General features: G+C 34.5%; 18 protein-coding genes. 5 read left to right on the top strand and 13 right to left on the bottom strand.

What is annotated here, in order from left to right; translation table 11 throughout:
- Window positions 1-204: 204 nt before the first annotated feature.
- Entirely contained in the window at window positions 205-789 is a 585-nt protein-coding gene (locus tag BLR36_RS01525) for a phosphatidylglycerophosphatase A family protein (protein WP_093059724.1), read from the bottom strand.
- Between the two features lie 100 nt (window positions 790-889).
- On the opposite strand from BLR36_RS01525, the gene BLR36_RS01520 reads away from it, so the two are divergent.
- Genes BLR36_RS01520 through BLR36_RS01510 form a run of 3 tightly spaced genes read left to right on the top strand, consistent with a single transcriptional unit; the run spans window position 890 to window position 2,617 of the window.
- The gene (locus tag BLR36_RS01520) at window positions 890-1,612 is read left to right on the top strand and encodes an alpha/beta hydrolase (protein ID WP_093059722.1); all 723 of its coding nucleotides are present in this window, start codon (window positions 890-892) and stop codon (window positions 1,610-1,612) included.
- A gap of 57 nt (window positions 1,613-1,669) precedes the next feature.
- Window positions 1,670-2,185: a YjcG family protein gene (locus tag BLR36_RS01515; RefSeq protein ID WP_093059720.1), complete on the top strand. Its 516-nt coding sequence runs from the start codon at window positions 1,670-1,672 to the stop codon at window positions 2,183-2,185.
- 3 nt (window positions 2,186-2,188) lie between these two features.
- Window positions 2,189-2,617 carry a GNAT family N-acetyltransferase gene (locus BLR36_RS01510; RefSeq protein ID WP_093059718.1) on the top strand — a complete coding sequence of 143 codons (429 nt, stop codon included), beginning with the start codon at window positions 2,189-2,191 and terminating at the stop codon, window positions 2,615-2,617.
- Window positions 2,618-3,138: 521 nt separating this feature from the next.
- On the opposite strand, the gene BLR36_RS01505 is transcribed toward BLR36_RS01510, so the two are convergent.
- The 5 genes from BLR36_RS01505 to BLR36_RS01485 all read right to left on the bottom strand — a co-directional run bounded on the left by BLR36_RS01505 (window position 3,139) and on the right by BLR36_RS01485 (window position 7,383).
- Complete coding sequence (locus BLR36_RS01505) at window positions 3,139-4,494, bottom strand: arsenic transporter (protein WP_093059716.1); 1,356 nt, start codon at window positions 4,492-4,494, stop codon at window positions 3,139-3,141.
- Window positions 4,495-4,743: 249 nt separating this feature from the next.
- The gene (locus BLR36_RS01500) at window positions 4,744-5,418 is read right to left on the bottom strand and encodes a hypothetical protein (RefSeq protein ID WP_093059714.1); all 675 of its coding nucleotides are present in this window, start codon (window positions 5,416-5,418) and stop codon (window positions 4,744-4,746) included.
- Window positions 5,419-5,454: 36 nt separating this feature from the next.
- Window positions 5,455-5,721 carry a hypothetical protein gene (locus tag BLR36_RS01495; protein WP_093059711.1) on the bottom strand — a complete coding sequence of 89 codons (267 nt, stop codon included), beginning with the start codon at window positions 5,719-5,721 and terminating at the stop codon, window positions 5,455-5,457.
- A gap of 35 nt (window positions 5,722-5,756) precedes the next feature.
- Window positions 5,757-6,791, bottom strand: coding sequence for a DUF2642 domain-containing protein (locus BLR36_RS01490; protein WP_175453939.1), 1,035 nt, complete (start codon window positions 6,789-6,791; stop codon window positions 5,757-5,759).
- A 76-nt stretch (window positions 6,792-6,867) separates the two neighbouring features.
- Window positions 6,868-7,383: a hypothetical protein gene (locus BLR36_RS01485; RefSeq protein ID WP_093059705.1), complete on the bottom strand. Its 516-nt coding sequence runs from the start codon at window positions 7,381-7,383 to the stop codon at window positions 6,868-6,870.
- Between the two features lie 184 nt (window positions 7,384-7,567).
- Between BLR36_RS01485 and BLR36_RS18670 the strand changes: the two genes are divergently transcribed.
- Complete coding sequence (locus BLR36_RS18670; protein WP_175453938.1) at window positions 7,568-7,966, top strand: hypothetical protein; 399 nt, start codon at window positions 7,568-7,570, stop codon at window positions 7,964-7,966.
- A gap of 213 nt (window positions 7,967-8,179) precedes the next feature.
- Here BLR36_RS18670 and BLR36_RS01475 read toward each other — a convergent pair whose 3' ends face one another.
- The 7 genes from BLR36_RS01475 to BLR36_RS01445 all read right to left on the bottom strand — a co-directional run bounded on the left by BLR36_RS01475 (window position 8,180) and on the right by BLR36_RS01445 (window position 11,258).
- The gene (locus BLR36_RS01475) at window positions 8,180-8,482 is read right to left on the bottom strand and encodes a hypothetical protein (RefSeq protein ID WP_093059701.1); all 303 of its coding nucleotides are present in this window, start codon (window positions 8,480-8,482) and stop codon (window positions 8,180-8,182) included.
- Window positions 8,483-8,558: 76 nt separating this feature from the next.
- A complete protein-coding gene (locus BLR36_RS01470) occupies window positions 8,559-8,804 on the bottom strand; it encodes a stage VI sporulation protein F (protein ID WP_093059699.1) in 246 nt (81 codons plus the stop codon).
- 30 nt (window positions 8,805-8,834) lie between these two features.
- Window positions 8,835-8,975, bottom strand: a complete 141-nt coding sequence (locus tag BLR36_RS01465; RefSeq protein WP_093059697.1) for a YjcZ family sporulation protein — start codon at window positions 8,973-8,975, stop codon at window positions 8,835-8,837.
- Window positions 8,976-9,042: 67 nt separating this feature from the next.
- On the bottom strand, window positions 9,043-9,408 hold the full coding sequence (spoVAE, locus tag BLR36_RS01460) for a stage V sporulation protein AE (RefSeq protein ID WP_093059695.1): 366 nt from the start codon (window positions 9,406-9,408) through the stop codon (window positions 9,043-9,045).
- A 1-nt stretch (window position 9,409) separates the two neighbouring features.
- A complete protein-coding gene (locus tag BLR36_RS01455) occupies window positions 9,410-10,417 on the bottom strand; it encodes a beta-ketoacyl-[acyl-carrier-protein] synthase family protein (protein WP_093059693.1) in 1,008 nt (335 codons plus the stop codon).
- Window positions 10,411-10,866, bottom strand: coding sequence for a stage V sporulation protein AC (gene spoVAC / locus BLR36_RS01450; RefSeq protein ID WP_093059690.1), 456 nt, complete (start codon window positions 10,864-10,866; stop codon window positions 10,411-10,413). The genes BLR36_RS01455 and spoVAC overlap by 7 nt, the downstream gene beginning before the upstream one ends.
- On the bottom strand, window positions 10,866-11,258 hold the full coding sequence (locus BLR36_RS01445) for a putative periplasmic lipoprotein (protein WP_093059688.1): 393 nt from the start codon (window positions 11,256-11,258) through the stop codon (window positions 10,866-10,868). Before BLR36_RS01445 ends, spoVAC begins: the two co-directional genes overlap by 1 nt.
- Before the next feature lie 135 nt (window positions 11,259-11,393).
- On the opposite strand from BLR36_RS01445, the gene BLR36_RS01440 reads away from it, so the two are divergent.
- Window positions 11,394-11,912: a CotY/CotZ family spore coat protein gene (locus BLR36_RS01440; protein ID WP_093059686.1), complete on the top strand. Its 519-nt coding sequence runs from the start codon at window positions 11,394-11,396 to the stop codon at window positions 11,910-11,912.
- Window positions 11,913-12,055 lie beyond the last annotated feature (143 nt).

Raw genomic sequence — 12,055 nt, 5'->3', positions numbered from 1 at the left:
TCACCCCTCGGAGGCCAACAGGATGTTGGTCACGAAGCGTTGCCACACGAGGTGGCGCTCTTAGCCTTTGTTCCCCACCTGTATCGGAAATCAGTAATATTATTTATTCTAAAAAGTATCTTAAACCCAGTGTTCACGGAATACTATTTTATACTTTCTTTCAAAAAAAACTGTGTGGCCTCTTTAAAACGAGACCACACAGCTTTAAGTTCTAGCACCTTTTATTTTAACTTCTGGTGCTGTTTCTTCTGGTGGAATATCTGCAAACGTTTCATTTTCTTCTTCTAAATCTCTCGTCCGATGAGCTAACCGTGAAGCCGCACTCGAAGCGATGCTTGCCACTAAATCATCCAAAAAAGTATGAACAGCTCCACCGATTTTTGTATCTAGTTTAGAAATAAGTCCTATTTTATTTTTATCTAAATGACCAAACGTAGTTACAGCAATACTACCGTAAGTAAATACAGCCCCTAGAGCAATCGTTTCGTCTACCCCGAACAATCCTTCATCTGCTTCTACTATTTGTTGTAACGGTGCAGATAACATTTTCTTCTCTGCTAACTCGTCTAGTTCGATACCAACTAAGATGGCATGCTGCATTTCTCTTTTTTTCAAAACACTTTTAACCGACTCTATACAATGCTCAATCGTAAGCCCTTTGTTATATGGAAACTGCATTTCATAGACAATTTTAGCAATTTCTTCAATTGTAACGCCTCGTCTTTTTAAAGCATCCTTTGTAGCTTGCTCCACTTCACGTGAATGTACTCTAGATGTCTGTCTGTCCATAATATTATCCCCTTTGATTTTACGGCATTTGGTTTATTATACCTCTTTGCTAGTATATGATACAATTTCTTTACTACATGAATGACTTTAGGAGGAACTTATGAATAAAGGTACAATACAAGATATATCTATTTTTAGCGAAGCTTTACAGGAAGATATGCAGCTACTAATTTACTTACCACCAAATTATTCACCACTATATAAATATTCTGTACTAATAGCGTCAGACGGCAAGGACTATTTTCAACTAGGCAGAATTTCCCGGGTTGCTGATGAATTATATGCAGAGGTAGCGATAGAAAACTTAATCATCGTTGGAGTACCTTATAAAGATGTTAAAGACCGGAGAAGTAAATACCATCCGGAAGGTTCTCAGCATATCGCATATACTCGATTTTTAGCTCAAGAATTAGTCCCATATATAGATGAGAATTATCCTACATATCAGGTTGGTATGGGAAGATCTCTTATTGGCGATTCCTTAGCAGCGACTGTTTCACTAATGACTGCTTTAGCTTATCCAAATACATTTGGAAAAGTAATAATGCACTCTCCACTTGTAAATGATGAGGTTCTAAAAAAAGTGGAAAATCACGAAGACGTACATGCTTTTTCGCTATATCATGTCATTGGAACGGAAGAAAAAGCAGTGAAAACAGGTGACGGCAAACTAACAGATTTTATCACACCTAATAGACAATTGCATAATTTAATTAAAAATAAAGGGATTTTGACCTTTTATGACGAATTAGAAGGTAACCATACGTGGAAGCTTTGGCAACCAGATATGAAAAGATCTCTCCTGCATAATTTTAGCCTATAGAGATATATTTGTTATAATAGTAATGTGATTGTATAAAAATTTGAGGAGGTAGTTAAAATGAAATACGGAATTGTTGCTTTTCCATCAAAAAAAGTCCAGGACTTCGCCAACTCCTATAGAAAGCGTTATGACCCTCACTATGCTTTAATCACTCCACATATGACCATTAAAGGAGTATTTGAAGCTGATGAAAATGAAATAAAAACAATTGCAGAAAAGGTTTCTCAAGTTGTAAAAAACCACAAACCATTTACTTTAAAAACAACAAAGGTTGGTTCATTTGCCCCTGTTACGAATGCAATATACTTTAATGTACAGGCAACAGATGAACTAATTAAGCTACATGAAGATTTAAATGCTATCGAATACAATGATGAGGAAAGTTATTCTTTTGTTCCCCATATTACAATTGCTCAAAAAATGAGTGCAAGTGAACATGATGATGTTCTCCCTCAATTAAAAATGATTGGTGCACAATTTGAAGAAGTAATCGATCGTCTTCATCTTTTATATCAATTAGAAGATGGATCATGGACTGTATACGAAACATTTAGATTGTCTGGAGCTGAGTAAGGATTGGTTTATGCAAAAAAAGTGGAAACTGAAAAAGAATATGAAGATGCTATTAAAATAAGAAGAAAAGTTTTTGTAGAGGAACAGGATGTCCCACTACACCTTGAACTCGATGAATATGACGCAGAAGCAGCGCATTTTGTAGCCTACGATGAGAGCACACCTTTTGGAGCTGGCAGGATCAGAGTAATTGAGCCAGGTGTCGGTAAAGTAGAACGTGTTTGTATTCTTCCTAGTTATCGAGGGAAGAATTTAGGAAATCTTATGATGCAATGCATGGAGGACTATTCAACTTCTGCTGGTCTTACTAAGTTAAAGCTTAATGCACAAAGTCAGGCTATCCTTTTTTATGAAAAAAGAAATTATACAATAACTTCACCTGAGTTTTTAGAGGCTGGAATTCCTCATCGAGCTATGGAGAAACAAATTTAATATTAACTAATGTGGAGGGCCGTGACTAGCGTTATGGCCCTCCGTTTGTTGTTGGATAGAATTACTTTAATTCAATATGCTGCATTATTTGTGTCATTCTCTTTATCAAAAACATATACATACTAATAACTAATGTAATTCACTGTAAATTTTAAGCAAACGATATAGGTCTCCATAGTAAATTCATCTTAACATTCCAAGCTTTTTATTATTTTCTAGTTGGCAGTAAGATTTTTTATCATGGATTCTTTTTGTTTTTTATGTGAATCATTTTTTCAAACACAAATTTTTACTATATTTCGCAACCCTTTATCCGTATAGTGACAAGGCCGTAGTTGAAGCCGTGTCCGTGGAAACGTCCGCCTAAAGCGGAAAGAAGTGTTGTTCGGTTTTCACTAGTTAGTATACTTTTTTGAATTTGGTTTATGTAATTATAGAATTATAGAGAAAAGCAGGCGCCCTTCTTTAATTGAAAAGTTCCTGCTTTCTAATAGCCTATTCATCTCAAGTACTTCTTTAAGCTAACTAAAAACTAACTGCACCCAAATATATAAGAGTGTTAGCGTTACAATCGTTGTTAAAGGAATAACCTTTATAGTAATGCTTAAATAATCCTTCCAAGTAATTTTTATTTTATTTTTTCTTAGAATATCCATCCATATAAGTGAAGCGAGTGTTCCAATGGGTAGCAATAGTGAACCCATATCGCTTCCAATGATATTTGCAAGATAGATTGTTTTTAAAGTTATTGGATCTAAGCCCATCTCTGTTAATGTAATTGTCCCAATCATTAAAGCAGGGTGATTGTTAAAAAGGTTAGAAAGTATAGACACTAATCCCCCCATGATGAAACTTGCTTGAAATAAACCTTGCTGAACTATTGGTTCACACCATTGTACTAATAAAGCAGTTAGCCCTACATTGTGCAGACCATAAATTATTACATACATAGAAAATGCAAATATTAGAATATGCCATGGCGTTTTTTTCAATATATCTATTGGATTTGATTTTAAATAGTAGCCTCGCCAAATTAGAAGTATGATCGAACTAACTACTGCTACGACTTCAATGGGAATATTTACATAAGATGCGACAAATAGCAGACCTCGGACAACTAAAACAAAGAATAGGACCTTCAACATAAATTGAGTACGTTTTTGTTTTGTTTCTAAGGAGATACTTGTTTTCAGTGGATGGAAGCTTTTTGTGAAAAAGGATTCTTCAATATTTATGAGAGAGTTTGGTAAAGTTACTGGCAGCTTTTTCTTCACAATAATAAACATCAAATATGACATAAACATTAACCCTATAGTTGCAGGGACAAACATCATTAAAGTGTGCATCCATAAGGACATATCAACAATCTTTAAAGCTATTAGGTTAACTAAATTACTTACTCCTATAGGTGCGCTTGAGGCAGTTGCAATTAGTGCTCCACTGATTAAATAGGGGATCTGTTGAGGAGGTTTTAGTCGCATGTTCTTAAGAAGTAATATTAAAATGGGAGTAGTTATTAAAATACTACCGTCATTATTGAACAATAATGTCATCCCAAAACACAATAACTGTATATACCAATACAATCGATAACCCGATCCTTTTGATAAACTTACAATTCGGGTAGCTGCCCAGTTGAAAAAACCGAAGCTTTCTAATATAACAGCCATTACAACTGTAGATATAATCGTAATGGACGCTCCTCCAATTTTATTGATAATATCTAGTACATCTTCTAAAGACACAATTCCTGCTATTAAAATAATCACAGCTCCAATTGTTGCAGGCCAAGCCTCATTTACTTCCCTAGGTCTTACAAAAATGATTAGCATAGTAGATAGGAACACCAAAGTGGCGATTCCAATTTGCAAACTCATACATATACCATTTCCTCTCCTTGTCAAGATTGTCCTCTTCCTTGTATGTATATTCTCCTTCTCCTTGAAGAAACGAGGTGTATGTCCATATCTATATAACTATTAATTTATATTTTCATTTTTCTCAAAAAAAAACACTCTGTATTCCCAAATTCAAGAAGCATGAATCATTTCATGCTTCTATTTTTGAGATTATTTTAACCAATACAGCGAAAGTATTATTCATAACTACTCCCTTGTCTTTCCTACTTATACTTCGTGAAATGTCTTTAAGTGATTAATATTTAGAAAATTTTTAATCTCTCTTGCTTTCTCGAGTTCCACTATTTGTTTTTCTACATTTATTATTTTCCCTACATGACTCTTACTTCCACCAATATTGAATACACCCATTTTAAATTTAAACTTCTCTATTTGAGCATTAAATGTATTTTCAAGCGGTGCTTGCACTAATGGTTTGACGTAGGTACTATCTAAACGGTAAGGACCTTCATTTGAAACATAAGGAATTAGCCACTTCAAATGATTTGTAGAAATATACATCGTTTTGTAGACAGGAGAATAAAACTCAAAATAGTCAGCCATTACCTGAGTAATGCAACCATGCAAAGGTTGATCATCTATCAAATATATTTCAGAGTACTTACCCGTAGCTTGATGCAAGGCAGTTTTTAAAGTCAAATCCTCACTATATCTTTCAAACTGATTACTAGATGATTCAGTAGGAACAATTTTTTCGAATTCATTCTTCTGGATTGCACGGAAACTATGGACATGATGGATTGGAATATACAAATAATCTGTTCCGTTGAAAATAACCATTAGGTCTGTTCCCAAATCAATTAGAACACCCTTTAATATCTTTTTTCCTGAAACTTCAATTTGAACTAATTCCTTGACCAGACTTTGAATAATTTTATTCAAGGTCACAACTCCTTTTACCAATTATTCATCTGTTAACTAAATTTTCCTTAAACTACGGTACATGGATTTTGCATGTTTCATCAACGAAATATATTGCTTTTCTAATGCAACCGTCTCTTGTTTAGAATCATAAATTGGATTACTATTAATGATTTTTCTCTGTCCAATTATCTCTGGACAGTATTCACTTCCTTCAATTCTTGGATGAAAGTATGATCTATTTACTGTTTGGTTCAAATTAAAGCCATTTGAAATTTGTACTGCAGCATAATTCATCAATGCAAAGTATTGTTGCTCCAACATTTCTTTTACTTCTTTTGGACTTAGTACATTCTCATTTATTTGATCTTTTTTTTTTCAGAAACTTGCGATATTTTATTTGAAGTCTCTTGTTTGTCTTCACTATTTGAACTTTCGATTAATTGATTTGAAAAAGATCTAGTTTGTGTGGTCGTTTTTCTAATCGAATTAGTTTCCTTTAGTTGCGCAACAGTTGATTGATCACTGTTCATCGTACTCCATGCCGTTAAAAGTACACTTTTTTCCTTCACTTTTAAAGGACTTGTCGAAAGGATTTGCTGTTCGGCGGAAGTGTCAATATTTTGTTCTTCTGCTTGCTGAGTTATAATTTCAGCTGCATTAATTTCTAGCTTCTCGTCTAATTGAGGAGAAAAAGCATTTTCCTCTAATGCTTGCTTTAAATGTTCCGCTATCTCACTAATGGATAGATTGTCTTTAGCATTTAAAATAGAAGAACTTTCCTTTTGATCTATATCTTCATTATTATTTATTGGTTTTGTCATTTCTTCGATAATCTTCATATCTGCAGGAGTATCTTTCTCCTGTTCGTGTATCAAATTTTCATCTTGAATTTCAAAAGTTTCTTTACTTAAACCTGATCTATATAGCTGTTGAATAGTACGCTGTTCCTTTTTATTTAAAAAGGTGTAATCATTAATCGTTATTTCACCAGAAATATCTGTAATATGTGAAATAGGCACATAAAGTAACTCTTTGTTATGGATTAGAATAATATAATCCTCATGGATACAGCTTAAAACTCCAAAAAAACTATGATTACTATAATTATTTAACGTAACCCAGTGATATCGTAATGCAATTAGTACATCTGTCAAATCATCTCTAACAAGATGCGGAATGGAATTCATTACTAGACCTAGATCTGTGGTATTTTTTGAAAGTGCTTGTATTTGGTTAATGGCTAAATACACAATATCTTCATTTATTTCTAATACAATATGATTACGTTTAACATCCAATAAGATGCCCTCTACAAATCGATTATTTGTTAGATGCAATCCAATATTCCTATTTTTATTGGTATACAACACATTTGTGAAGTATTTTTTCACTTTAAGGGCTCCTCCCTTATAAAATATTCGTCGCTTAGAGTAAGCGACGAATGTATAATCAAGCTATTCTATAACTTTAGTTTGTATTTTCCTGATTATTTGTATCTGTTTTCGCTTCTGTTTTCGCTTCTTTTTTAGCATTATTATTTTTAGTATCTTTGGTTTTTTCAATCTTAACTCCATAGCTAATATTGCGAATATGGAACATAGCAAGATGAATTATTTCTTCGTTTGCCACGATTGTAATAACCTCATCTGTAACAACATCCATTACACCTTCTAGTGTTTCTGGTCCGCCGCGGTTAATTTTCACCCAGTGTAATGATAATTTTTCCAAAACACCTTTAAAATCATCTGCTTGGATATATTCAAAATCTCTAGGTATTACAACATTGAAATCCATCTGTTTTTTTGAGTTATACGTGATGCTCTTGATATGTTGGATATTATAATAAATTATGCCGTCATCTTCCGTTAGCAGTATAAAGTAGTCATCCTTTGCCGCTAATACCTTACCTACACGGGATTCTGGACCACCTCTATCTACTTTAACCACTTTATCAACTAGTGAAAGTATCGTTTTCTTATTCACTCATCAAACCCCCTTTTTTAGTATCCTAATATCTATATGTATGTTGGGGTATTCGAGTATTGGCTAAACGCCCATTTCTCATTAATTATACAAGCATTCAAAATAACTTTATTCCCGAACAAAATTATTCTATACTACATATTCTGTAATAGTGCCATTAAATTATAGAAAGTAGTGAGTAATTTTGAAAGACCATAAAAAGAAAAAATTGCCTCATCATAATTCGGAGGATACATTAAAAGAACTTATAGATATTAATGAGAATGAAGCGCAAGAAAAAAATTTAGATCAATTAGAAAGTCCTAAACACGAAAATGGGCGGAACCTGAAAAAAGAAGAGGATATTGCAGACAATAAGGGGAAAAAAGAGAAAAAGAGCTCTAAGGAGTCAGAGAAAAAAGAAGATAATAATACAAATAAAAAAGAAAAAAAAGAGAAAAAAGAATCCAGTGAAACTGATAATAAAGAAGCAAAGAGTGACGCTAAAAAGGAAAAACATGAAAAAATAGAACCTGACGAAAACAAAAAAGAGTCTGATCATAAGAAAGACTCCACTGGAAAGAAAAAAGGACATAAAAAATAGTTGTTATTTATTACGTTCAGAAAGAGCTTTGGTTAAAAGCTCTTTTGAATGCCGAATATTTACACACACTTGAAAAATTAAAATTATGCCAATTTCACAAAGTAAATAAAGGTCTGGCTAAATTCCATCACGGGAATAGCTAGGCCTTTAGTTTTTCTACAAAAAAATCGCTTATCGAAATAAACTCGATAAGCGATTTTCCAACAGCTTGAACTATACGTACAAATTTACACTATTTCCTTTTCCACTAATTTCAGCAATTTTCGGTGAAAGGTTTACTGGATTAGGTTGGATAAAGCTTTTAAATAAAGGCTGGATGGATGGTCTCTCGAGTTCCGATACCTGATTTTGCTCTTCTTCAAGAAGCTGTTCCTGCTTTTCTAAATGGTCCTCAAAATCTGATTTGAATTTTACATTTTGAACATCGTCTATATACGCAAAATTATAATCATTTGATATCATTCGATTTGCATAAACCTGTGATTGAATCGGTTGTATTGGAAGAATATATCCCATTTAATCCACCCCCACATTTATTATTGTATTTAGCTTTACCCCAACCTTATAAAACTTAAACTCTATTTTTAATAATTTATAATAATTTTTGAATATCTGCCATACTTAATGAACTACCACTCTGTAAAATAGAACGAGTCAGTTCATCTTCTAATTCCTGAGAAACAGGCTTCTTTGCTAACTTGCCAACTTTACGTACAATTTTACGAACCTGTTTTTCATCCGTAAAATCAGCATATGAGATGGCATTGGCAAGTGTAAATAGTTCATCCATTGATACACCGGTTTTGTTTTCAATTGATTTAAAAAATGAATTTTGCATAATTTTTCCCCCTCACATCTTTATTTTTCTTTAATAAGGGAGAAAGCTTCTACCAACAATGATTAATAATATAAATAATACGACGATTAGTACAAATGTAGAACTCTTATTACCTCCGTACTCGTTTCCTCCGTAATATCCAGGATAACCTCCGCCACAGTAGCCATACATACTCTTTCCCTCCTCTCCTCTTCGACTTATTGTATGCAAGAGGAGAATGGGAAAAAGGGCGATTTAACTAGTACATTGTTTTCCGTTTGTGAAAAATGAATGCACCAATTGCTCCAAACAAAATAGCAGCACTAATACCAGAGCTTGTAACTTCAAACATTCCTGTTAAAACCCCTATAAGCCCGTGTTTCTCTGCCTCTGCTAATGCACCATGCGTCAAGGAATTACCAAAGGAAGTAATTGGAACTGTTGCCCCTGCTCCAGCAAAATCAATCAATGGCTCATATAGACCAAAACCATCGAGTACGGAACCTAATACAACTAATGTGCTTAATGTATGTGCAGGTGTTAGTTTAAATACATCCATGAAAATTTGACCAATAACGCATATTAAGCCCCCAACAATAAATGCTGTCACTAATGATGAAATCATGTTAACCCCTCTTTTCCATACGGCATTCAATGGCATGTGCAATACAAGGGATTGTTTCCCCCTGCTGAAAAGTTAAAGGAGACAATAATGCACCAGTTGCTACAAGCAAAACACGTTTAAAAAATCCTTTTTTTAACTGATCATATATTTGACCAAAGAAAACCGTTGCCGAACAACCTGCTCCACTGGCTCCTGCATTAAAAAATGTATCATTTCCATAAAACTGAGCCCCAGCATCTTGAAGGACCACCCCAGTATTTTCATCTTGAAACATTTCCTTTAATATAGAAATTCCTATATTCCCTAAATCACCTGTCATGATTACATCGAAGTCCGCCATTTTACTGTTTGTATTCTTTAAATGTCGCTCAATTGTATCTCTAGCAGCAGAGGCCATTGCAGCACCCATGTGTAATGGATTTGTTTGATAACTATCCACAACTTTACCAATAGTGGCATGTGTGACGACAGGAGCATTTTTTATATCTTTTTCTAACAGCGAAAAACCTGCTCCCGTTACGGTCCATTGGGCTGTTTTAGGTTTTTGAGCACCGTACTCAAGTGGGTATCTGAACTGTTTTTCTACAGCTTGATGATGACTGGATGCCCCGGCAAGTACAGTTCTTGCATTCCCTGATTCTAATAGTAAACTTCCTATAATAACAGCTTCCATCGAACTGGCACATGCAGAAAAAACACCTAGTAGAGGTACAGCCAAGCTTCGCGCTGCAAAATTTGTTGGGGAGAGCTGATTGATAAGATCGCCTCCTATAAGAACATCCACTTTATCCACTTGAGTATGATTCTTTTTAGCGGCCCAATGACATGCTTTTTCAATCATACGAGTATGTGCCTGCTCATGTGTTTCCTCTTTCTCCGTTTCTAATGAAAGAACCTCATCAAAGGAATCAGCAAAAGCGCTATCCTTTTCAACTGGCCCCACGACTATTCCTGTACTTGCTATGCAAATTTTAGTAGAAAACTGTAACGTTCCGAAAGTGTTTACCATGAGATCACACCAATATTCACTAGAATTGTTTTAATAAGAGCAACAACAAAAGCCGATAAAACGCCAAATAATATTACTGATCCTGCTAGCTTGAACATATTTCCTCCCACTCCTAAAACATATCCTTCCGATCTATGTTCTATAGCAGCTGAAATTACTGCGTTACCAAATCCTGTGACAGGTACAGCAGAACCAGCACCTCCAACTTGTGCAATTTTTTTGTAAATTCCTGTTCCTGTTAAAATCATCGCGATAAAAACTAAAGTTGCAACCGTTGGATTACCCGCAGTTGCTTCTGTGAAAGGAAAAAAACGCATATAAAAAAAGGTAATCAGCTGTCCAATCGTACAAATTATTCCTCCAACGATAAACGCCTTGATAATGTTCATAAAATAAGGTACTTTGGGATTTTTTTCATCTACTATTTTTTGGAATTGTTGTTGATCCATTATGTCTCTTCCTTTGATAATGATTTTATTTTCTCAATCAACTTTTTTAGATCTTCCTTTTTCGGTTTTTGCTCTATGATAGATTCCACTTCCCACATAACTTTTTGATCGCCAGAGACAAGTACTTCTTTTTCGGGAAAAGCTTTTTCAATTTGCTTCGTTAACTTTTTTTCAATTTTTGTTTTATTAAAACGATCAAATCGATTGATAGAAATTGCCACTAAAATAGCTTCCTCGTTTATCACACTTTTATACCCGTGGATCGTATCATGTTTTTGAATGATCGGATTTAGTGAAGTGGAATCATCTGAAGGAAAAATCACTTGTTCTTGGGCACTTGAACAAGCTCCCAACGATAAAGCCAACAGAAAAAAAATTATGCTTTTTTTCATACAATATAGTTGCTCCTTTTTTGTGTTAGTATGCTCTGAGCAAATTGAAATATGCAATTTGGTTACGAGATATTTGCCCTAATCAAGTTCAACTTCCCACATACGTTAGTAAGAGATAAAGAGGAGGTGAATTTAATGGGTTGTGGAAAAGTAGGTGATGTTATGGATGAAAGAGAATCTAGAAATTGCGTTTGTGATGTTGTCCGCGCAATTAAAGATATACAAGACCAAGCAACAAACGACGAGTGCCCTCAATGTCCGACAAATTGTTTTCTAGAACCACTTGGAGGTCTTGTTAGCCCTGCTGCTCGACGTCAAGCTGACACACGTGTGTTTATGTTGTTAACAAAGGACGGAGATCCATTTAAAGCATTTTTCCGTGATAATGATAGATTTGATTGTGATTGCATTTCTGTATTCTTCCGTGTAGAGGATATTTTTGACGGGTGCTGTGCAACTTTACGTGTACTAGAGCCACTTGACAGAGAACGTCACGAGGTTGATCTATTGAACGAATTCGGTACAAAAGTTGATTTACGCAAACTTTGTAAGGTTCGTAACTGGAGATCTTCTGGTAGCTGTATAACTGTAGATTTGAATTGTTTCTGTGCAATCGAATGTATCGCCGATGTATTTTTAGGTGTATGTGACTGATCGTTTCATCTTTGTAGTGTCTATTCCGTTCGGGGTTAACCCGAGCGGTTTTTTTATGCATTGAATTGAGAATATAAGAAACCCCGGCCAAAAGAACTTGATTCTAGGTACCTTTATTTGAGAAATATTATTTCCTTTTATGA

The sequence above is a fragment of the Psychrobacillus sp. OK028 genome (genome assembly GCF_900103605.1).
GTDB lineage: Bacteria > Bacillota > Bacilli > Bacillales_A > Planococcaceae > Psychrobacillus.
Note: the sequence above shows the minus strand (reverse complement) of the source record. Positions and strands in the feature narration are given on the sequence as shown.